Source organism: Vibrio sp. 1078-1, from assembly GCF_033340475.1.
The window spans coordinates 203440-222946 of the sequence record NZ_JAWOWM010000007.1; the positions used below are offsets into that span (position 1 = coordinate 203440).

The following is a 19507-nucleotide window of genomic DNA, read 5'->3' on the forward strand; positions in this document are numbered from 1 at the left end:
TAATTAGGAGACGGCATGCCTCGTTTTATTCAGATTCTACAAATTATTCTTGCTGTAGTGATAGGTGGCTTTGTTGGCTATGACTTGATTCTTCACGGTATCAGCATCTTTGATGAAAAGTACGTGACCATCACATGTGTGTTGTGGTTGATTTTGGAAATCGCTCTATTTGTTATCTATAAGTTAATCGAAGACGACTAGGCTTAAAGAAAGCGGGTTCCTGTTTAACATAGTAATCAGCGCATATAGAGTTACTAATGCTGTAGATTAAGTAAGCCTCTGAACCACTCAGGGGCTTTTCTTTTTTAACACAGCATTAAGCCGGATGTTTTGTTCATCTTTTATTAAGGTATATAAAGTTAAACTCATAGAATTCGGGATAGAACAGTATTCATAGATCGAAATTCGAAGTCGCTGACAACGTTGTTTTAAAGTGGAGTAAGATAAAGAAGCGTAATGAAGAGAATAAAGAAAGAAGTTAATGACTTTATCAACAGAGGTATGGACTCTAATGTTCGAATTGCTGTCACCGGACTTTCTCGTGCCGGTAAGACGGCATTCATCACGTCATTAGTGAATCAGCTTCTTCATACTGCAACCCATGACAATTTGCCTCTTTTGACTGCGGCTAGAGATAAGCGCCTTATTGGGGCGAAGCGTGAGCCTCAATCGAATATGATGGTGCCACGCTTTGCTTACGATGAGGCGATGAGCCAAATTCATGCCACTCCACCTCAGTGGCCAGTACCGACACGTGATGTGAGTGAGATTCGCTTAGCGCTCAAGTACAAACCAAATAAAACTACGAAAAAGCTGTTGAGTAAAACCGCAATTTTAAATGTTGATATTATCGACTATCCAGGAGAGTGGTTGCTCGACCTGCCTTTATTGGACATGGACTTTGCAACGTGGTCGCAAACTCAGTTTGATGCACTTAAAGGCCAGCGTGGCGATTTAGCCAAAGCTTGGCTTTCTGAACTGGAGAAAGTGGATCTCTTTGCAGAAGTGAATGAGAAACTACTTGAGAAAATTGCACACACATACACCGAGTACCTTCATGCCTGTAAAGACGCTGGCCTTCATTGGGTTCAGCCTGGCCGCTTTGTATTACCTGGTGAGCTAGCAGGCGCGCCGGTGCTACAGTTTTTTCCGTGTCGTGTTGATTCGGAAAGCAAAGCGTCCAAGGGCAGTAACTTAGCGATGTTAGAAGCCCGTTTTCAGGAATACCAACAGAAAGTCGTGAAAGCGTTTTATAAGCATCATTTTGCGACCTTCGATCGCCAGATTGTACTGGTGGATTGTTTGCAGCCTCTCAATGCCGGTGATGAAGCGTTTTACGACATGCGCCAAGCGCTAGAACAGATCATGCATAGCTTCCGCTATGGTCGTAGTAGCTTTTTGCGTCGTTTGTTCTCACCAAAAATCGACAAAGTGTTGTTTGCTGCTACAAAAGCGGATCATATCACGCCCGATCAGCACCCAAATTTGGTGTCTCTGCTCCAACAAATGGTGCATCCAGCATGGCAAACGGCAGCCTACGAGAATATTGAGATGAGCTGCATGAGTATCGCTTCCATCCAAGTAACCACGACGGGGTTTATTTCCTCTGGAGATAAGACCATTCCGGCGTTACAAGGAACAACATTGGGTGGTGAGCCGATGACTATGTTTCCCGGAGAGGTGCCGAAAAAGCTACCAAATGCAGCGTATTGGCAAAACAACGGGTTTGATTTTACGTCGTTTCGTCCGATGCCCTCACCGAATGATGAGCCAGTGAAGCACATACGCTTAGACAAAGCATTGGATTACCTGATTGGAGATAAATTGAAATGAGTGAGTTGAAGCAAAAACAAGTTTTCTCTGAAAAGGTAATGGAAAAAGAGCAGCAATCGAATCAACCGGAATTGACGGCGCAGCAAACATTCGGCGAAAAAGAAACATTTGTACCTGTTGAAGTTAAAGAAGCGCACCAGGAGACCGAACAGGAATTGCAACTCGAGCATGTCATTCGTCCAAAATCGGGCAGAAAATGGCTCGCGACTGGCGCATTTGCAACTTTTGCTGGTCTGGTTGGCTGGCAAGCGGTGGACTCGGTTATAACCGCAATTCAGGCTTCTGATTGGCTAGCCTTAAGCTGGACGGGGTTTATTGCTGCGATCGCTTCGCTTGGTTTAGGAGCTATGGGTAAAGAGCTTTGGAAACTGCGAAAACTACGAAATCATTTTAGTGTTCAAGAAGAAGCAGAAGCACTTGTTAATAGTGAGAGCGTTGGGAAAGGGAAAGCCTTTTGCGAAACCGTAGCAGAACAAAGTGGTGTGATGGCAGAGAATCCGGGCTTTGATCGTTGGCAGAACAGTATTAACCCTGCTCATAGTGACGCTGAAATTCTTGATATGTATGACTCGATGGTGGTGAGCCAACAAGACAAGTTGGCAACGAAAATCGTATCACAGCACGCAACCGAGTGTGCGGCCCTAGTCGCCGTGAGCCCTCTGGCTGCCGCTGATATGTTGCTGGTGGCTTGGCGAAATTTCAAAATGATCGACAACCTCTCCAAGGTATATGGGGTAGAGCTAGGTTATGCATCTCGCATCAAGTTACTAAGAGCGGTATTTGTCAATATGGCGGCGGCTGGTGCCAGTGAGATCGCTATTGATGCCAGTATGGATTTGATGTCGATGGATCTTGCTGGCAAAGTTTCTGCTCGTGCGGGGCAGGGACTAGGTGTTGGTATTCTAACGGCACGTTTGGGCTTGAAAGCGATGACCTTATTGCGTCCACTACCCTGGTATCCTGACCGTCAGGTTAAGTTGGGCACCATACGCAAGGCAGTGGCGGCGAAAGTTGCATCAATTACGATGAAACCGTAACGAATATCAACTTTGATGGATAGGATTGCTTGACGCCATTCCAAGCATGATAGAAACTACTGTCAACTTTTCCTGACAGTTGTGAATTGGGATATTTTAAGTGCGTCTTGAAGTCTTATGTGAAGATCGACTCGGCTTGACCCGAGAACTGCTCGATATTTTAGCGTCTAAAAGCATCGACTTGCGCGGTATCGAAATCGATATTAGCGGTATTATCTATTTGAATTGCCCGGATATTGATTTTGATACGTTTAGTGAGCTGATGGCTGAAATCCGCCGTATTCCGGGGGTGAAAGACGTACGTAAAATCCAGTTTATGCCGATGGAGCGCCACAATACGGAGCTGCTCTCGTTAGTTGATAACTTGCCCGATCCGGTTTTTGCCATTGATCTTAAAGGTGCCGTAGACATGGCAAACATGTCTGCACTTTCGTTGCTTGGCCTTCACAAGCAAGAAGTGATTGGTACTCAAATCGGTGCTTTGTTACCAAGTGTTCGTTTCTCTCGTTGGTCTGAAGGTGTTAATGGTCGAACGCGGGAAAACCTTGTGATTGATGGCTTGGACTATGTTCTAGAGTTGATGCCCGTTTATATCCGAGACGAAGCGCAAAACTCGACTCTAGCGAGTACTCTAATGACGATTCGCTCTAGTCAGCAAGTTGCCAGAATTGAAGAAGCACTACCGCTGCATAATCCTCTGGGTTTTGAGCACTTTGTTGGTATATCGAACCGTCATAAAGCACTAATGAACCAAGCTAAGAAGCTGTCTGTGCTTGACCAACCATTGTTGATTGAGGGCGAAACGGGGACTGGTAAAGAAATGCTTGCTAAAGCTTGCCACAGCCGTTCTAGCCGCGCGAGCAAGCCATTCCTAGTTTTGAGTTGTGCTTCTATGCCTGACGATGTAGCAGAAACCGAACTTTTTGGTCATGCGCCGGGTTCATTCAATCATGAACAAGGCCACAAAGGCATCTTTGAGCAAGCAAATGGCGGCACGGTATTTCTTGATGAAATCGGTGAAATGAGTTCGCACCTTCAAATCAAGCTGTTACGTTTTCTACAGGATGGTAATTTCCGTCGTGTCGGTGCAGAAGATGAGATGCATGTCGATGTTCGTATCATCGCTTCAACAAAACATAACCTTGCCGAGCTTTCTGAAGCAGGAATGTTCCGTGAAGATTTGTATTATCGTCTCAACGTACTTACGCTCAGCATTCCTCCGTTACGTAAGCGCTCAAACGACGTTGCACCATTGCTTGAGTTGTTTGTGGCGAAACATGCTCAACAGCTTGGGATTGATAAGCCAGAGTTTGATGATGGTCTAGTTGATGCCCTTGCAAATTATCAGTGGCCAGGAAACATGCGCCAGCTGGATAACATGGTTCTTCGAGCGCTCACGGAAATGGATGGTGATATACTAAACGCGGATCACTTCAATTTACCTCAGCCTCAGTCAGTCGGCGCTGGTAGTGCAACGCTTAACATCGACGGTTCTTTGGATGAGATCATGCGTGATTATGAATCTCAAGTTCTGGAACGTTTGTATCAGTCATTCCCATCAAGCCGCAAGCTTGCTAAGCGCTTGAATGTATCGCATACCTCAATCGCTAATAAACTGCGTGATTACGGTATACGTAAGAATTAATCGAATTGAACGAAAAGACGGAATTAATCATTTGTAATGGAAGATAACAGCTCATCTATCGCCGTTCATAAGTTGGACGGTGACTTGCTTCTTCGTACCGCTGAAATCGGTGACGCAGATATGATTGCCGAATATTTTCAAGCGAACCGAGAATACCTGAAACCGTTTGAACCGAAACGTGAAGAGGCTTTTTTCTCAGTGAACGGTTGGTTGCAAAAGCTTATCAAGCTCAATGAGCTGCATCGAATGGGATTGGGGTATTATTGCCTTTTAGTCAGAGCCTCTTCGGGTGAAATGCTAGGTACGATATCCTTTAGTAGTTTGAGTCGTTTCCCTTTTTATTCTTGTAACGTCGGATATTCTCTCGCTGAAAAAGCGCAAGGGCATGGTTATATGCGTCGTGGATTAACCATGGCTTGCGACTACATGTTTAATGTCCAGAAACTGCATCGTATTCAAGCTGGCTACATGCCTCACAATAAACGTAGTGAATCTGTGCTAGAGCATGTAGGGTTCAACCGAGAAGGGTATGCAAAAGATTACCTTTTGATTAATGGTGAGTGGCAAGACCACGTCCTAACGTCGCTTATTAATCCGAATTGGCAGCCAGAAGGACGATAGTATGGAACGATTGGAAAAGCAGTTAGCACTTGTAATCGAGCTCGATAAACTCAAAAGCATTTTGCGCCGAACTCGAGTTAAAAGTGCTGAAGGGCGCCTCGAAAATAGTGGTGAGCATAGTTGGCATGTCGCACTGATGGCAATATTGATGGAAGAGCATGCGAATGCACCTGTTGATATTTGCCGAGTGATGAAAATGTTATTGATACATGACGTAGTAGAGATCGACGCGGGCGATACCTTTGTTTATGATACTGCTGCGTCTCAAGAGCAAGCAGAAAAAGAAATCAGAGCCGCAGAGCGCTTGTTTGGTATGTTACCCAGCGATCAGGAGCAAGAGCTATTGGCGCTTTGGCATGAATTTGAAGCCGCGCAGACCGATGATGCTAAGTATGCAAAAGCACTCGATCGGTTAATTCCAATGCTCTTGAACTACCATAATAATGGTCAGAGTTGGAAGGAACATGGTGTCTCACGCGAACAAGCACTTACCATTAATAAACGAATTGAATTTGGCTCTGTTACCTTATGGGACAAAGCGAAAGAGTTGATTGAAGAAGCCACAGAGAAAGGTTGGCTGAAATCGTAATAAAGGAGACTGAATGTCTTATTTGCCTTTGGACGAATACCAAAGAAAATGGATTTTTACGCATCAGTCGATGCCTGTGCCAGAAGAAGATTTGGCTTTTATTAAGCCGATGAGCCAAGCCCGCTCAGCACAATTTTGGAAAGAAAATATCAGTGCTCAAAGCCCTGATATGGATAGACTTAGTTCCCAAGACTGGCCAATGAATGAGGCGAATTGGTCTGAAACTGTGGATTGGATGGTTGCGTGGGAGTCGGATGATCCTGACATGCCAGCGGAAGCTGAGGCACATATCGATTGGCAAGACGATGTAACCGTTTACTTTTGCTACGAGAAGTACAATGTCATCGAAACGAAATGGTCTATTTTTAAAAAGCACTGGAAGAACTTTCTCTTTTATGACGATGGTCCGATACTAATAGGACGTCGCCGTTCGCAAGCACTTTGGTTTGATTCAAAAGGCAATGTGAAACTCGGTGTTCGTCAATAAAGAGTTATAAAACAAAGCCACCTTTCGAGGTGGCTTTGTTTTTCTAAAGGCTGGATAATGGACTCAACACACCACCAGCCCCGCGCTCGATAACGTGAGTATAGATTTGCGTGGTTTTTACATCAGTATGCCCTAATTGTTCCTGAACAGTTCTAATGTCTGCGCCAGATTCCAATAAATGCGTGGCAAAACTGTGTCTTAGTGTGTGGCAAGTTACAGTTTTCTCAATGCTTGCGTCGCTTGCCGCGCGCTTTACAGCTCTTTGTATTGCGCTTTCATTGATATGATGCCTTCTGAGTTCACCAGTGTCTCGATCTGCGCTTAACTTTGTTGATGGAAACAAAAAGTGCCAGTTAAAATCTAGCTCCGCTTTTGGGTATTTACGTCGTAAACCTTCAGAGATATATACGCCCGCATAACCAGGCATGTGCCTATCTTTAAAGTAGTAGTTTCTTGCTAAATTAACTTGAGCTTTGAGTGGTTCATGTAGTTCTTTGGCTAATGTGACTGTACGATTTTTACCTCCTTTTCCTTGCCAAACGCGAACTGCACCATAATCATAATCGATGTCTTGAACTCTTAAGCGTAAACATTCCATAACTCGAAGCCCGGAGCCGTAAAGTAGCTGAATATGGAGTCTATACCTCGGGTCGATATGCTGAACGAATCTTCGGATCTCCTCCCTGGTTAACACAACGGGAAGTTTCTTTTCGGTCAAGGATTTCTGAAATCTCATATCAAGTGATAGTGGGGTTTTAAAATAATCACGATATAAAAATGATATTGAGTTCAGCGCCAAAGCTTGCGTTTTTACCGCAACTTTTTCTTCTACCGCTAAGTAACTCAGAAATTGAATGACATCATCTTCTGCTAGTGTTGATGGGTGGGCGAGCTGGTGAAAAGTGATAAAACGTTTTATCCAAAAAAGATAACTTTCGATAGTTTTATTCGCATAATGACGAGTAAGCATGTGCTGTTTTACACTAAGTAAAAACTGACTTTTCATGATAAATTAACCTGTTTATTTATACAGCCCCGTTAATGTATCACCACTTTTGAAATTAGCGTGCTGTGCGCCGCCTAATTGCGCGCGCCACCACACATATTCATACTGTTTTTCTATTTGTTTCATGCATATAAGTGCTACGATTGATAGCGCTTTTGATAAGAAAGAAGGCGGTAGCCTGCCAGAAAAACGGCAAATCGCCGTATAGAAAGCGTTAGCTGCCATATTGTTTAACTTAATTACGCTTGGAAATGGAAGTTTTATGAAAACACTCTTATTACTTGTTGCGTTATTTCTATCGGGATGTACAACTGCTCTTTGGGCTCCTGAATATAAGCAAGAGATGATAGATGGCTTCTACGTAAAAAGTGATTCCGGAGAGCTATTTGTTACCGCCTCTAGTTCAGCTTATCTTTTCAAAATCAATAAAAATTTTGGAGATGCTCTTACTTTATCCAGAGAAGTAGATTTCTCCCCATCGTTTAACGAATTTGAACTAAGGAAAGACAATACAATTGTTGGCACTGTATCGCTAACACTGCTAGGCGGTGAGCCGACCGCAGAATTAGAAAATCAACTTTTGTCGCTAGGCTTCAAAAAGGACGCTTTGCTAAGAGAATTTAAACTTACGGAAAAAGTAAAAGGAAAGCGATTCACGGTAGAGGGTTATTTCCCGCTAGTAAAGCTAGAAAAGAGTCGGCGTATAAACATTGCACAACCATCTACCTTTTCTGAAGCGGCAGGAAAAATAGTTGCCACACCAGCTGCAATCATCATCGATTCTGCAGTCGTTGTGCCTGCTGTATTTGTAGGAGCTACGGTAATGGCGGCAGGTGGCAGCTAACAAACTGTTCAAGAGGGATTCGCAACGCGTGGCATTTTCACTATGCGTTGGTTTTAGTGTTTAAGGTGGTATGCAGCGGCTTTGGTATTGCGTTGCTCACCCCTTAACAGGGCGTTATAACTCTTTTGTCAGTTTCATTGTTACACCTTTGATCTTGAAGAGCCTCAAGAACGATTAACTTGTTGTTAGTATGGTCGCTTATTTTGTGAGACCTTTTCGTTCAAACAATTAATGGGGAGGTTTTTCAATGACAGCACGTCCTAGCTTACTAAAAATGAAAGTGGCTTTTGCAAAGGTTAACCGAGATGTATCGGACGTTGGTACAATAATTGGTGGTAAAGTGAATCACAATATCAATGTGCTAACACCAGAGCAGGGCCGTTTTGAAAATGCATGTGCAATTCGGATGTCCTATGCACTTAATTATGCTGGTTTTAAGGTTCCTTACATTAAAAATAAAACTGTATCTGGTGGACAGGGAAATTGGTATATCTACAGAGTCAGGGATTTGATCAGCTTCTTGCATCAAAAGTTTGGTGATCCTGAGGTTGTAATTGAAAATCCCAACGCGAATAAGTTGGCTGACTACAAAGGTATATTGGTCGTTGATGTGGATACTTGGCTAGATGCATCAGGGCATGCAAGTATTTGGACTGGCTCAAGATGTACGGATAGTTGTTACTTCCCACAAGCAAAGAAGGCGTACTTATGGAAACTAGAGGATTAGTCAGCACTATATTTATTGCAACTTTTAGTGTGGGATTAAGCGCAAGTCCATTGAGCACTCAAAGTGATGAGCAGTTATTTAAAAAATATGCACTTTCTTCTTGTATTGCGACTTATTACAGGGGCTCAGATGTAGCCAAAGATGCGGTAACGGCAATGCAAGGCTACAGAGAGTTTTCTAATTTGCCTTTGGATGCATTTTTTGAGCTCAGTGAGTTATTGAGCAATGAGAATATTGACTCTTATAAATCAAAAAGTGGTAGTTCAATAGAATTAGCATATTGCTTAGACTTCGCTAACTCAGATGAAGTTCATAAGCTATTGACTAAGGCAAAATCAGAGTTATAACAAACTGTTTAAGAGTGATTCGCAACGCATGGCATTTTTACTATGCGTTGCGTTTTGTGTTTAAGGTGGTTTGCGGCGGCATCGGTATTGCGTTGCTCACACCTTAACAGGGCGTTAGTACGGGTTTGACATCAAAGGTCATAAGTTTTGGTGTTTATCTGTTTTGGCGCTCGTCTTTACACCTTTCAGTTTGTGCCTTTCACGTTCTTTCCGGTGGCACTATATGCGGAGTGTTCGCTTTGATTTTACCGTTTACGGCTTCTAACTCTTAGCCTATTTCTTTGGCGCTTTTTCATTTTCGTGGTGACTTTTGAGAGAACCTTGATTACTTTTTGTGTGGCTGTTGAAGTGCGAGGAAAGAATCCTTTTCTAATTTGAAGTCAGTAAAAGTAGGGGAGTTCAGTGCGTTTTTCTTCTAGCCAACTCTCGTCTATCAATGGCGGTAAAGTTTTGTAGCTGCCCGTCTCACTTCAGTGTCCAAAGCCTTTCATATCATGCCACTTTTCAATATCTTGGAGCGCATAAATAGAAGTAGCGCATGTACTAACAAATTGCTTAAGAGTGATTCGTAACGCGTGGCATTTTCACTTTGCGGTGGCTTATGTGATTAAGGCGTTGTGCGGTAGCTTTTGTATTGCGTTACTCACACCTTAGCAAGGCGTTAGCTTTACTCGGAGGTACAATGGAATTACCAACATTTAAGTATCATCCAGATCCTATAAAAACGGGTGCTGTAGAAGTTACAGATGCAAATTGTGAATGTTGTGGTGTCAGTCGTGGCTATAGGGCAACTTCTACTATTTACTCTGAACATGACGTCGAAACTATTTGTCCTTGGTGCATTTCTGATGGCTCGGCGGCGAAGAAATTCGACGGAGAGTTTGCTGACCCACAGCCATTGATGAAAGCTGGACTTGATAAGTCTGTGGTAAAAGAAGTTTGTGAAAGAACTCCAAGCTATATTTCATGGCAGCAAGAAGTGTGGTTATCGCACTGTGGCGATGCTTGCGAATTTCATGGAGATGCAGAGAAGTCTGATCTATTACAGGTAAAAGACGCTGAATTAAAGGCTTTACTAAACGATCAGCTAATAGGTAGTAATGAGTGGCGCCAAATAGTCACTTACTACGAAAAAGGTGGGAATCCTGCAATCTACAAGTTCAAGTGTAGATCATGTGGCATATTTACTTATTCGCTGGACTTTGCGTAAAGCTAACAAACTGTTTAAGAGTGATTCGCAACGCGTGGCATTTTTACTATGCGTTGGTTTTAGTGTTTAAGGTGGTATGCGGTAGCTTCGGTATTGCGTTGCTCACACCTTAACAGGGCGTTATGTGAATTGGAGAAATTGAGTATATGAAGAAGTTCTTCGCAATATTTATAGCAGCTTTTTGCTTAGTTTCAGTTGGTGCTCTAGCGAATGACTACAAGCTCGGACAGGCGTTTGAAAATCATCAAAGTGACCTTCAAGTTCGAGGTTCAGGAACAGTAACTCGCCTATTGCCAGATGACAACAAAGGAAGTCGACATCAAAAATTCATACTCAAATTAGATAGTAAGCAAACTTTACTTGTTGCTCATAACATCGACTTAGCACCAAGAATTCCCAATCTAAAAGTCGGCGATCGAGTTCAGTTTTACGGTGAATATGAATGGAATAAAAAGGGTGGTGTAATGCACTGGACACACCACGATCCCAACAATAGGCACCCGCATGGTTGGTTAAAGCACAACAGTAAAAAGTACGAGTAAAAATTCACATAACAAAGCATTTAAGAGTGATTCCCAACGCTTGGCATTTTCAGCTCATGGTTTGGTTTCGTGTTTACGGTGGTATGGTTGAGGTTTGGTAGTAGCGTTGCTCACACCTTAATGCGGCGTTATACAGCATGGAGAGTTATGGAGGAAGTATGACAGAATCTGAATTTAGAGAGTCTATAAAAGATAAAGACCTAATAGGAATAGACTCTGAATTTACATATTCAACTCGAAAGTTAGTTCGTGATTTTAATGCTGACGGAGCACATTTAAATAAATGGTGGGTAATGACGCCTGTAGGCTGGCAATGTCCTTGCTGTAAACGTAGTAAGGGTGAAATCGTTCGACTTAATAAAAATAACTATTTAACTTGTCAGCTTCATGAACATCATGATCATATGAAAGATGTAGTGAAAGAGCTCTTCGAGAGCTTTTCAATCAAGCAAAACATCATCGTTGCAGATGAGCTATCAGAAAAATTTGCCGTTAAAACAGCGTTTTCACTTTCGGCCTATGACAACACAGTTGTGTGCTTTGATTGCAATAAAGCTGACGCCGACGCAAAGAAAATTGTAAATGCCCATAAGAGTTTTTCTTTCTCTCCAAAACAGATCAGTGAATTTTTAATAGTTACTGCGAACAAAGAGCACCAGATTGACGTACTTAAAGCACAGTGTACGTGGCAGGAGGCCAAGCCCATTTTTGAGCTACGTATGCAAATGGCTGAAAATTTTGCTCGGATTGCGGCCGAAAAAAAAGATTGGTATCAGCCATCTGACAATACTGCGAGAAATATAGAAAGAAAGGCGCGGTGGCAGTTTGGAGTGAACGGGGTTACAGAAATTAATAAATATGACCCAGAAAGAGTGCTATATACTCCAGAACCTTTCAAAGGAAAGAACTCTTCTTGGCGTGAAAAAGTTAACCCACATACTCGTTCAAGGCCGTCGAACAAGCAATTAGAGCATCTTGCTTCGACTAGAGGTAAATATTGGAACAGGTATGATGAAAATTGGCGTTGTCCTTGCTGTTCAAGAGATAAATTAACTTGTGTCCGTCCTTCTAAAAAGAACCCGTGGGTTCTCGAAGTAAAATCGGGCTCTATGTTTCAAGAAGCTACTTTTGAAGTAAATCATCAGGCCGAACCTATGTGTGCAGATTGTCTTGATACAGCGCTAAACTGGGGTAGAGAGATCATAAAAGAAACTGGAATCGAAATATCTTTCCCAAGTTCAGTTATTAGTCTCGAAGAGTTAAAGGGTATAATTATCACACGTCCACACTCAAAGCATAATCATCTCAACGATAAAATTAATGCGATGATGCCTTACCTTATGGAGCGAGCGAAAAAAATAGCATCTTTGGAAAAAGCTAAACATGAAGCAATGATGGAAGAAGCTCGTAAACAATATGAAGAGTTCCAACGTTTACGCAGTAAAAATGCTGTATAACAAAGCGTTCAAGACGGATTCACAACGCTTGGCATTTTTGGTTTGAATCAGCTTTAGTGTTTACGGCACAATGGATTAGGTCGGGTGGTCGCGTTGTTCACCACTTAACGCGGCGTTAGGTGCTTGAAGGAAAATGTAAGTATGGAAATTACTTTTCGGCAGATAAACATTGATGATTTCGAATTATGCGTTGCTGCAAGAAAAGATGCATACTTTTGTAGTTTTGGGCATTACGATGGTTTCGACGACTTCATCAGTGGTTATCGTGAACGAGTCTTAGACCGGTTAGCAACATCAGGATGGTTCTATATCCATATATTTGTGGATGGTCAGTTTGCAGGGCAGTTAGAGTTTCGTAGCTTTTCACCCGAGCCTGAGACTGGCTATGTGCATCTCATTTACTTAAAGCCGATTTTTCGTGGTTCAGGACTCGCTGCAAAATTGCAGGATTATATTGTAAGCACTTTGAATAAAGCGGGTTGTTTGCGTGCTGTACTTTCAGTAAGCCGAACTAACCATCGAGCTCTCACATTCTATAAGCACCATGGTTGGGAGTTCGTGCGCAAGAATCCCAAGCACGATGAAACAGACTTTTACCAACTTTGGCTACGCACCTAACAAACTGTTCAAGAGGGATTCGCAACGCGTGGCATTTTCATTATGCGTTGGCTTTAGTGATTAAGGTGGTGTGCGGTGGCTTAGGTATTGCGTTGCTCACCCCTTAACAGGGCGTTAGCCGTCATGGAGCTTGCTATACTCAAAGTGATAGAATAGTATCACTTTAGTATTCCTTTGGAGCAGCTCTCATGAAAGTAGAACTAGTTACATCACTCAAACGTCAAGCAACTAAGATCCTCGCCGATCTCCACGACACCAAAGAACCAGTGTTAATTACTGAGCATGGTAAGCCATCTGCGTATCTAGTTGATGTTGATGACTACGAATTTATGCAAAATCGTTTAGCTATTCTTGAGGGTATTGCACGAGGTGAGCGTGCACTAGCTGACGGTAAAGTGGTAAGTCATGATGAAGCCAAGGACAAAATGTCAAAATGGCTGAAGTAATCTGGACTGAACCAGCGTTATCTGATCTCAATGATATCGCTGAATACATCGCACTTGAAAATATCGTAGCTGCAAAGCAGTTAGTACAAACGATCTTCTCCAAAGTCGAACGCCTACAAACTTTCCCAGAGTCAGGTCGTATTCCACCCGAGCTAGAACATTTAAGTTATCGTGAAGTTGTCGTTAATCCATGTCGTGTTTTCTATAAACAAGACGGTGACAAAGTGTTTATTCTGTTTGTTATGCGTGTAGAGAGAGATTTGCGTAAGTTCCTGTTGAGTAAGCAGTAACCTTTGGGAATGAGCGGCTAACAAACTGTTTAAGAGTGATTCGCAACGCGTGGCATTTTTACTATGCGTTGCGTTTAGTGTTTAAGGTGGTCTGCGGAGGCTTCGGTATTGCGTTGTTCACACCTTAACAGGGCGTTAAATCTCAAGATATGTAAGGAGTAAAAATGGCGTTGTATAATTTTCATGTGGACTCAAATGTAACAGACAAAGATCTGATAAGCCGAGCGAAAAGGTTTTTTTCTAACTTCAGTGCTTCATATAGACAGCAAGTAGCTAATGGGAATTTTTCATTTGGTGGTATTAAATTGCAGGATAGCGATCTAAATCGACTTCATGCCATAGTGACTGAAATAGACTCAAGACGTGTCTTTTTTGAATGTGGCCAAGATGAAATTCCTGCACATGCTATGACCAGTTTGTATGAGGCTAGGTCATCAATCAGAGACTTAACTAAAGGGGTTTGGGCAAATCCCACATGCGAAAGGATCGTACAAGAAATCTCCCAGTCTATTTCAGACTGTTGTACAAAAGCTGAAAAACTCAACCCTCAACAGAATTTTTCGTATTCTGGCAATGAAAAGGAATTTATGATTGAGGTAACTGATATGAGGCTGAAGGTCTGGGCTCTTGTCGCTGCGCTAAAAATAAAGGTAGGGTCTGTCATTCAGCCAAAGAACTTGCCTCAAGAAATAGAAGATTTAGTGCTTTGCGGTGAAATTGAGATTTAACAAACTGTTCAAGAGGGATTCGCAACGCGTGGCATTTTGACTATGCGTTGGTTTAAGTGTTTAAGGTGGTATGCGGCGGCTTCGGTATTGCGTTGCTCACCCCTTAACAGGGCGTTAGCAGTAATCATCTGGCACTTCCATGCGTCTTTAGTCGCTTAGTGTAACGGCGATATACCCAACCCGTGACTATCTCACCATCTAATTCTACTCGGACATAGAGCCAGTGTCGGTCTTCAGAGTCCAAAGTTTCTAACACATCGCCAAGAGGCAATGTCCCCATTACGGCACTCTTAGTTGTAGGGTGTTCTCTCAGATTTAGTTTGGTTGCGATAACTATTCGATAGTTTTGAAATGAATTATCAAATGTATTATTTCTGATCTCATGTTTTACTTCTTTGGTAGATGTAAGACCCTGAAAGACGGTTCGGATTTTATCTGACTGCTCCATGTATAGAGTCGCTAAGCACGATAGAATAAAAGGTAATACTATGATCTCAAGAATCTTAAATAGAGCTCTGATTGCTTTGTCAGATAGGCTATCAAGGTCATTTTGCTGAAATACTTTCACTTCGATTTCATGTCTAATATTGAAATCAAGCTGTAAGTTATTGCTGTCGAGATGCTCTTTGACTTTGTCGAATAGGTCTTGAGTTTGTCCTCTAGACCTCATTTTACTCATGTATCTTTGGCGACAGAGTTTTATTACATGAAGTTGTTGCGCTGGAGTCATGCTCAACCAATTAAAACGTTCTTCTCGTTTGCGCATACAGCCTTGGCAGTAGCCTTCTGCATCGATAGTACATACACCCACGCAAGGACTTGGTACGCTGAAGAACTCCAATTGTTCCATATATTTACCTTAAAATTTATACTCCATTAGTTTAGTATTTTAAACGCAAAAATTACTGCTAACAAAGCATTTAAGAGTGATTCGCAACGCTTGGCATTTTCGCTTCGCTCAAGTATAGCCAAGCGTCGCTCACACCTTAATGCGGCGTTAGTCGCCAGAAAAAGCTAGCAATCAAAATCATGTTTCTAAGCTTAAAATTTTGCTGATGATTGTTTGCTATACAGGCTCTTCATCGATACTCAAAAATCAGTTTCAGCTGTTTTAAGTCCAAAGTTTTGCAAGTGTCCAAGCGATTTTTTTGTTCTTTGGTGCTGGCAGAACAGGACAATCGAGCGTCTGTTCTTGGTTGCGACTCCGCTCGGTGAGTTTGCTGGTTCAAAAGCTGATTTATTCGCAGAAAGCACGTTTTCTCTGGTGTGGTAAGTTCCACGTGGTTTCAGTAACTTTGTTGAAAGTCCGCATTGTGAGATTGGTTTTCCAAAAGCGCTTGTTGGTGTTGCCAGTCCGTTTTCTACGGCGTTGGTTGTTCCAAGTGGTTTCATTAAACAGCCGCTTTGAGACTACGCCTGACTTAAGTGCATCAAAGCACATGAAGTTTGTTGTTCGCAAAGTTTAGTTTGGCTTAAAATTGTCGCTCGGTGCCTCGCGACTAACAAACTGCTCAAGAGGGATTCACAACGCGTGGCATTTTTACTATGCGTTGATTTTAGTGATTAAGGTGGTTTGCGGCGGCTTCGGTATTGCGTTGCTCACCCCTTAGCAGGGCGTTATGTTTAAATCATATAAGAAACCATATGGCGGCTTTAAACCTTAAAGGCTAAAATGAGCATAAGTTTATGATTGTAAGGGTTAATTGTGAGTTCTGAAGTGCTTTGGTCTGTAATTGGAATTTCAGTTTCGGTTGTGTTCGGTTTGGTTGGGATTTACTTAACTCTCAGAAGTAGGTATTCAGGGCGGATTACATTTGTTGATGAACAAACTATTGAGCTTTTTGACTCTGTCGGGAATACCATTGAAAAATTGGAAGTCTCTTATGATGGGAACCTAGTGTCAGATAACTTGGTATTACTTAACGGAGCATTCGTAAATTCTGGGAAATCTGACATCACACCAGAAATGGTAGAGCAGCCAATTAGCATCTGTTTACCTGAGGGATATAAATGGTTGTCTGGTAACATGGTGGAAAGTAATATCAATGCCCAGCTAGTCATTGAGTCGGACTCAAAGTTGAGTATTAGAACGGGCTTGTTTAGACGAAATGAGTTTGTTCGCTTTCACGCTTTAGCACAGTTGCCAAATTCGACAGATAATGAAACAAACGGATCTAACTTAAAGCAGGCTTTGACATTCAGCCACCGTATCACAAATACCTCGGATATCGATACAAGTGAACTCGATGAAAGAACTGTAAGTAAAACCTACTTAAAGTCTAAATTAACTTTTCCACTGATAATGTTAATACTCACCTTAGGCGTGGGAGCATACGCTTTGTATAAAGGTGTTCCTCATCAAATAGTGTACCCGATAGAATTTAAGCATGGAAGTGAACAAGTCTTAGTTAAACCGTTAAGTGAAGACTTGGTCCGATTAGTTTCTGTTGAATCTGACTACGAACAAGAAATGTCCTTGGGTGAATATATAAGGCTCAAAAAGGGTAACCCTATATCTATTGAACGAAATGACTATTATATATTATGGGTCATTGGACTACAGTCACTATTGCTAGGGTCACTTGTTGCACTAGTTTTGTTTTATTATTTTAAAAATAGAAAATTGTTAAAAATATTTAATCGACTCAAATAAACATAACAAGCAATTCAAGCTGATTCGCAACGCTCGGCACTTTCGGTTTCAATTTGTTTAGTGATTAAGGTGAAGTGTTCGGGCGAAGTGGTAGCGTTGCTCACAACTTAATTGGGCGTTAAGTGGCAGTCGAAATTGGTAGAAATCAATGAAATTAAAAAAATTATTACAACACGATTTTATACAGGCTTTTGAAAGCTTGTTAGTTACTCCTTTTGAAAAAGAGCTATTTATAGCGAGCCTAAGGAATTACTGTTCTCATGGGAACCCTTTGAGGTTCCACAACTTTGCGTTTTCCATGCGTGAACTCGTATTGCACATAATTGCAAGGCGAGCACCTATTGAAGAAGTTAAGAAAACTAATTGGTACGAAAAAGAGCATGAAAAGTTTGATGTTACGCGACGACAACAACTAAAATTTTGCGCTCAAGGACATTTGTCTGATCAGTTTTTTACAGAGGCTGATCTAGAAGATCTAAACTCTAATATCAAATTCTATTTAAAGAAGTTCAACTTCTTTAACAAGTACACGCACATTACTGAAAAACACTTAAAACCCAATCCTAAACAGTTCTATACAGACATGAAGTTTATTATTGAGTTTTCTCAAGAAGTTGTTGAACAACTTGAATCATGGGATAGCATAGTTATTTCTGCGGTTGAAAATCGTTGCCATGAACAGATTTTCCAGTCGGTTATTAATAACTTCCCTGATGACTTAATGATTTTGGCAAACAATGTAATCATTGAAGAAATCCACCCAGAAGATCTGGATATAATTGTTGTTAGTGATGAACATATTGAGGTTAGTGTAAATGGTACGGTTTATGTTAGCCAAGAGTATGGAAAAGGTGAAGATTTCACAGAAATGGCAAATGATTATCCATTTACGATCTCCCTTGAAGTATCTGTTGATGACCCTAGTGATATCACAGTTGACCCAAGTAGTATTGAGGTAGATACGTCAAGTTGGTTCGAGTAAAGCCACTTAACAAAGCATTTAAGAGTGATTCCCAACGCTTGGCATTTTTCATTCCATCGTTGGGTTTTGTGTTTACGGTGGTATGGTTGGGTTTCGTGGTAGCGTTGCTCACACCTTAATGCGGCGTTATGCGCTCGCAGAAATGGAGATAATCAATCATGGAAGATTTAGCTAATTCGTTAAGAAGTTCTGGCCTAAAAGTCAAAATTAAAAAAGGAAAAATTGCAGTTCGGCTTGACGGGCTTTCAAATCCGGTTTCGATAATAAAAGATATACCTGCTGATGAGTATAAAGTGAAAACTAATGATTCGATTCTATCGATAATTGCCTGTCTTTTGCTATTTATTGGTCTGTCAGGTATTTATGAGTTTAGTGGTAATGCTTTGATAAATATTGCACTTATCTCCGTTTCTATATTGTCTTTTGTTACAGTGTTACTTACAGAGTTTAAGCTGACTAAATTACGCGCTACTGTAGTTGCGTTCAATCGTGGAGAACGCGCATAACAAATTGTTCAAGAGTGATTCGGCACGCGTGGCATTTTTACTATGCGTTGGTTTTAGTGGTTAGGTGGCATGCGGGGGCTTTGGTATTGCGTGCCTCACACCTTAACAAGGCGTTAGTTTGCAAGAGGAAAAACGCAGCTATATCGCAAGATCTAGTGGTAAAAGATCAAAGTTGAAATTGGCGTATCGGCGTTCAATTTCAGTGTTAACTAGCGTGGTGAAAATTCAAAATTGGCATCGTTTCAACGGTTGATTTGTTCTTTGTTGCGGCGACTTTTCGGGTTACCTGAGTCGAACTTTTTTGCTGAAACTCTGCTCGTTGAGTTTGTTGGTACAAAAGCCGATCTACTCGCTGAAATGGCGTTTTCTCTGGTGTGGTAAGCTCATGTGGTTTCAGTGGCTTTGTTGAAAGTCCGCATTGTGAGATTGGTTTTCCAAAAGCGCTTTTTGGTGTTGTGAATTCGTTTTCTGCGGCGTTGTTTGTTCCACGTGGTTTCATTGACTAGCCGCTTTTAGGCCACGCCTGACTTAAGTGCATCAAAACACATAAATTTTATTGTTTGCAAAGTTTAAAATAACGTAAAATCAAGGCTTTGGGTTTGCAAACTAACAAACTGCTCAAGAGGGATTCGCAACGCGTGGCATTTTTACTATGCGTTGGTTTAAGTGATTAAGGCGGTATGCGGCGGCTTTGGTATTGCGTTGCTCACCCCTTAGCAGGGCGTTATGTTCTTGGAGGACATGTTGGAATATCAAAGGGACAGGGTAACTTTTGGCGTTTTTCAGAAACTTGTTGTAAAGCTGTATAAAGCCCTCGTATTCAAGCTTTCAAACAAAAAAGAGAAGCTAGAATGGCAGCTAATCTTGATAGCCGATTGTTTACGAATCATTGGGCTTTGTAGGTTAGCTTATCGGATGGCTTCCAAAGTGCATACTTCA

The 19507-nt window shown here is 41.8% G+C and carries 24 protein-coding genes and 2 pseudogenes; 21 read left to right on the forward strand and 5 right to left on the reverse strand.

From position 1 onward, the window contains the following. Positions 1–15: 15 nt before the first annotated feature. The 7 genes from R7190_RS15395 to R7190_RS15425 all read left to right on the forward strand — a co-directional run bounded on the left by R7190_RS15395 (position 16) and on the right by R7190_RS15425 (position 6212). The gene (locus tag R7190_RS15395) at positions 16–201 is read left to right on the forward strand and encodes a hypothetical protein (RefSeq protein ID WP_005376906.1); all 186 of its coding nucleotides are present in this window, start codon (positions 16–18) and stop codon (positions 199–201) included. A 255-nt stretch (positions 202–456) separates the two neighbouring features. Further along, positions 457–1833 (forward strand): YcjX family protein, encoded by a 1377-nt coding sequence (locus R7190_RS15400; protein ID WP_186584876.1) that lies wholly within the window; start codon positions 457–459, stop codon positions 1831–1833. Then, on the forward strand, positions 1830–2870 hold the full coding sequence (locus tag R7190_RS15405) for a YcjF family protein (protein WP_065274660.1): 1041 nt from the start codon (positions 1830–1832) through the stop codon (positions 2868–2870). Before R7190_RS15400 ends, R7190_RS15405 begins: the two co-directional genes overlap by 4 nt. Positions 2871–2970: 100 nt before the next feature. Next, positions 2971–4515 (forward strand): transcriptional regulator TyrR, encoded by a 1545-nt coding sequence (tyrR, locus tag R7190_RS15410; protein ID WP_017820442.1) that lies wholly within the window; start codon positions 2971–2973, stop codon positions 4513–4515. A 36-nt stretch (positions 4516–4551) separates the two neighbouring features. Beyond that, positions 4552–5136, forward strand: coding sequence for a ribosomal protein S5-alanine N-acetyltransferase (gene rimJ, locus R7190_RS15415; RefSeq protein WP_005388271.1), 585 nt, complete (start codon positions 4552–4554; stop codon positions 5134–5136). A 1-nt stretch (position 5137) separates the two neighbouring features. Beyond that, entirely contained in the window at positions 5138–5725 is a 588-nt protein-coding gene (locus R7190_RS15420) for an HD domain-containing protein (RefSeq protein WP_005376917.1), read from the forward strand. Between the two features lie 13 nt (positions 5726–5738). Continuing rightward, the gene (locus R7190_RS15425; protein ID WP_054577705.1) at positions 5739–6212 is read left to right on the forward strand and encodes a DUF2947 domain-containing protein; all 474 of its coding nucleotides are present in this window, start codon (positions 5739–5741) and stop codon (positions 6210–6212) included. A gap of 43 nt (positions 6213–6255) precedes the next feature. Here R7190_RS15425 and R7190_RS15430 read toward each other — a convergent pair whose 3' ends face one another. Continuing rightward, positions 6256–7218 (reverse strand): integron integrase, encoded by a 963-nt coding sequence (locus tag R7190_RS15430; protein ID WP_186584878.1) that lies wholly within the window; start codon positions 7216–7218, stop codon positions 6256–6258. A gap of 15 nt (positions 7219–7233) precedes the next feature. Next, positions 7234–7443 carry a hypothetical protein gene (locus R7190_RS15435; protein WP_318137575.1) on the reverse strand — a complete coding sequence of 70 codons (210 nt, stop codon included), beginning with the start codon at positions 7441–7443 and terminating at the stop codon, positions 7234–7236. 37 nt (positions 7444–7480) lie between these two features. On the opposite strand from R7190_RS15435, the gene R7190_RS15440 reads away from it, so the two are divergent. The 10 genes from R7190_RS15440 to R7190_RS15490 all read left to right on the forward strand — a co-directional run bounded on the left by R7190_RS15440 (position 7481) and on the right by R7190_RS15490 (position 14427). Next, entirely contained in the window at positions 7481–8062 is a 582-nt protein-coding gene (locus R7190_RS15440; RefSeq protein WP_318137576.1) for a hypothetical protein, read from the forward strand. Between the two features lie 247 nt (positions 8063–8309). Further along, positions 8310–8789, forward strand: coding sequence for a type VI secretion system amidase effector protein Tae4 (locus R7190_RS15445; RefSeq protein WP_318137577.1), 480 nt, complete (start codon positions 8310–8312; stop codon positions 8787–8789). Further along, positions 8771–9136: a T6SS amidase immunity protein Tai4 family protein gene (locus R7190_RS15450; protein ID WP_318137578.1), complete on the forward strand. Its 366-nt coding sequence runs from the start codon at positions 8771–8773 to the stop codon at positions 9134–9136. Before R7190_RS15445 ends, R7190_RS15450 begins: the two co-directional genes overlap by 19 nt. A 682-nt stretch (positions 9137–9818) precedes the next feature. Continuing rightward, a complete protein-coding gene (locus R7190_RS15460; RefSeq protein WP_318137579.1) occupies positions 9819–10346 on the forward strand; it encodes a CbrC family protein in 528 nt (175 codons plus the stop codon). Positions 10347–10492: 146 nt separating this feature from the next. Further along, the gene (locus tag R7190_RS15465; protein ID WP_104975428.1) at positions 10493–10888 is read left to right on the forward strand and encodes a DUF3465 domain-containing protein; all 396 of its coding nucleotides are present in this window, start codon (positions 10493–10495) and stop codon (positions 10886–10888) included. A gap of 158 nt (positions 10889–11046) precedes the next feature. Further along, the gene (locus R7190_RS15470; protein WP_318137580.1) at positions 11047–12345 is read left to right on the forward strand and encodes a hypothetical protein; all 1299 of its coding nucleotides are present in this window, start codon (positions 11047–11049) and stop codon (positions 12343–12345) included. Between the two features lie 141 nt (positions 12346–12486). Then, positions 12487–12963, forward strand: coding sequence for a GNAT family N-acetyltransferase (locus R7190_RS15475; RefSeq protein WP_085570242.1), 477 nt, complete (start codon positions 12487–12489; stop codon positions 12961–12963). Positions 12964–13151: 188 nt separating this feature from the next. After that, on the forward strand, positions 13152–13409 hold the full coding sequence (locus R7190_RS15480) for a type II toxin-antitoxin system Phd/YefM family antitoxin (RefSeq protein WP_005448240.1): 258 nt from the start codon (positions 13152–13154) through the stop codon (positions 13407–13409). Continuing rightward, positions 13397–13699 carry a type II toxin-antitoxin system RelE/ParE family toxin gene (locus R7190_RS15485; RefSeq protein ID WP_264876569.1) on the forward strand — a complete coding sequence of 101 codons (303 nt, stop codon included), beginning with the start codon at positions 13397–13399 and terminating at the stop codon, positions 13697–13699. The genes R7190_RS15480 and R7190_RS15485 overlap by 13 nt, the downstream gene beginning before the upstream one ends. A 164-nt stretch (positions 13700–13863) precedes the next feature. Continuing rightward, positions 13864–14427, forward strand: coding sequence for a hypothetical protein (locus R7190_RS15490; protein WP_318137581.1), 564 nt, complete (start codon positions 13864–13866; stop codon positions 14425–14427). A 124-nt stretch (positions 14428–14551) separates the two neighbouring features. Here the strand turns inward: R7190_RS15490 and R7190_RS31370 are convergent, their stop codons facing one another. The 3 genes and pseudogenes from R7190_RS31370 to R7190_RS15505 all read right to left on the reverse strand — a co-directional run bounded on the left by R7190_RS31370 (position 14552) and on the right by R7190_RS15505 (position 15819). Then, positions 14552–14875, reverse strand: a complete 324-nt coding sequence (locus tag R7190_RS31370; RefSeq protein WP_268989510.1) for an SH3 domain-containing protein — start codon at positions 14873–14875, stop codon at positions 14552–14554. A 192-nt stretch (positions 14876–15067) separates the two neighbouring features. Next, positions 15068–15277 (reverse strand): annotated as a pseudogene (locus R7190_RS15500) (DUF1289 domain-containing protein); the annotation flags it as partial. A gap of 239 nt (positions 15278–15516) precedes the next feature. Beyond that, positions 15517–15819 carry a hypothetical protein gene (locus R7190_RS15505; protein WP_029790594.1) on the reverse strand — a complete coding sequence of 101 codons (303 nt, stop codon included), beginning with the start codon at positions 15817–15819 and terminating at the stop codon, positions 15517–15519. A 313-nt stretch (positions 15820–16132) separates the two neighbouring features. Between R7190_RS15505 and R7190_RS15510 the strand changes: the two genes are divergently transcribed. The 4 genes and pseudogenes from R7190_RS15510 to R7190_RS15525 form a co-directional block, all read left to right on the forward strand. Beyond that, positions 16133–17080, forward strand: coding sequence for a hypothetical protein (locus R7190_RS15510; RefSeq protein ID WP_186584886.1), 948 nt, complete (start codon positions 16133–16135; stop codon positions 17078–17080). A 148-nt stretch (positions 17081–17228) separates the two neighbouring features. After that, positions 17229–18062: a hypothetical protein gene (locus tag R7190_RS15515; protein ID WP_170897298.1), complete on the forward strand. Its 834-nt coding sequence runs from the start codon at positions 17229–17231 to the stop codon at positions 18060–18062. A gap of 158 nt (positions 18063–18220) precedes the next feature. Continuing rightward, a complete protein-coding gene (locus tag R7190_RS15520; RefSeq protein ID WP_031780756.1) occupies positions 18221–18568 on the forward strand; it encodes a hypothetical protein in 348 nt (115 codons plus the stop codon). A 741-nt stretch (positions 18569–19309) separates the two neighbouring features. After that, a pseudogene (locus tag R7190_RS15525) lies at positions 19310–19507 on the forward strand (hypothetical protein); the annotation flags it as partial.

Bases quoted from the DNA above. Each gene is read 5' to 3' on its own strand.
- R7190_RS15505 (WP_029790594.1), bottom strand. From the start codon at position 15,819: ATGAAACCACTTGGAACAACCAACGCCGTAGAAAACGGACTGGCAACA.
- R7190_RS15520 (WP_031780756.1), top strand. From the start codon at position 18,221: ATGGAAGATTTAGCTAATTCGTTAAGAAGTTCTGGCCTAAAAGTCAAA.
- R7190_RS15475 (WP_085570242.1), top strand. From the start codon at position 12,487: ATGGAAATTACTTTTCGGCAGATAAACATTGATGATTTCGAATTATGC.
- R7190_RS15400 (WP_186584876.1), top strand. From the start codon at position 457: ATGAAGAGAATAAAGAAAGAAGTTAATGACTTTATCAACAGAGGTATG.
- R7190_RS15440 (WP_318137576.1), top strand. From the start codon at position 7,481: ATGAAAACACTCTTATTACTTGTTGCGTTATTTCTATCGGGATGTACA.
- R7190_RS15430 (WP_186584878.1), bottom strand. From the start codon at position 7,218: ATGAAAAGTCAGTTTTTACTTAGTGTAAAACAGCACATGCTTACTCGT.
- R7190_RS15480 (WP_005448240.1), top strand. From the start codon at position 13,152: ATGAAAGTAGAACTAGTTACATCACTCAAACGTCAAGCAACTAAGATC.
- R7190_RS15460 (WP_318137579.1), top strand. From the start codon at position 9,819: ATGGAATTACCAACATTTAAGTATCATCCAGATCCTATAAAAACGGGT.
- rimJ (WP_005388271.1), top strand. From the start codon at position 4,552: ATGGAAGATAACAGCTCATCTATCGCCGTTCATAAGTTGGACGGTGAC.
- R7190_RS15420 (WP_005376917.1), top strand. From the start codon at position 5,138: ATGGAACGATTGGAAAAGCAGTTAGCACTTGTAATCGAGCTCGATAAA.
- R7190_RS31370 (WP_268989510.1), bottom strand. From the start codon at position 14,875: ATGGAGCAGTCAGATAAAATCCGAACCGTCTTTCAGGGTCTTACATCT.
- R7190_RS15435 (WP_318137575.1), bottom strand. From the start codon at position 7,443: ATGGCAGCTAACGCTTTCTATACGGCGATTTGCCGTTTTTCTGGCAGG.
- R7190_RS15515 (WP_170897298.1), top strand. From the start codon at position 17,229: ATGAAATTAAAAAAATTATTACAACACGATTTTATACAGGCTTTTGAA.
- R7190_RS15445 (WP_318137577.1), top strand. From the start codon at position 8,310: ATGACAGCACGTCCTAGCTTACTAAAAATGAAAGTGGCTTTTGCAAAG.
- R7190_RS15485 (WP_264876569.1), top strand. From the start codon at position 13,397: ATGGCTGAAGTAATCTGGACTGAACCAGCGTTATCTGATCTCAATGAT.
- R7190_RS15450 (WP_318137578.1), top strand. From the start codon at position 8,771: ATGGAAACTAGAGGATTAGTCAGCACTATATTTATTGCAACTTTTAGT.
- R7190_RS15470 (WP_318137580.1), top strand. From the start codon at position 11,047: ATGACAGAATCTGAATTTAGAGAGTCTATAAAAGATAAAGACCTAATA.
- R7190_RS15395 (WP_005376906.1), top strand. From the start codon at position 16: ATGCCTCGTTTTATTCAGATTCTACAAATTATTCTTGCTGTAGTGATA.
- R7190_RS15465 (WP_104975428.1), top strand. From the start codon at position 10,493: ATGAAGAAGTTCTTCGCAATATTTATAGCAGCTTTTTGCTTAGTTTCA.
- R7190_RS15425 (WP_054577705.1), top strand. From the start codon at position 5,739: ATGTCTTATTTGCCTTTGGACGAATACCAAAGAAAATGGATTTTTACG.
- R7190_RS15405 (WP_065274660.1), top strand. From the start codon at position 1,830: ATGAGTGAGTTGAAGCAAAAACAAGTTTTCTCTGAAAAGGTAATGGAA.
- R7190_RS15490 (WP_318137581.1), top strand. From the start codon at position 13,864: ATGGCGTTGTATAATTTTCATGTGGACTCAAATGTAACAGACAAAGAT.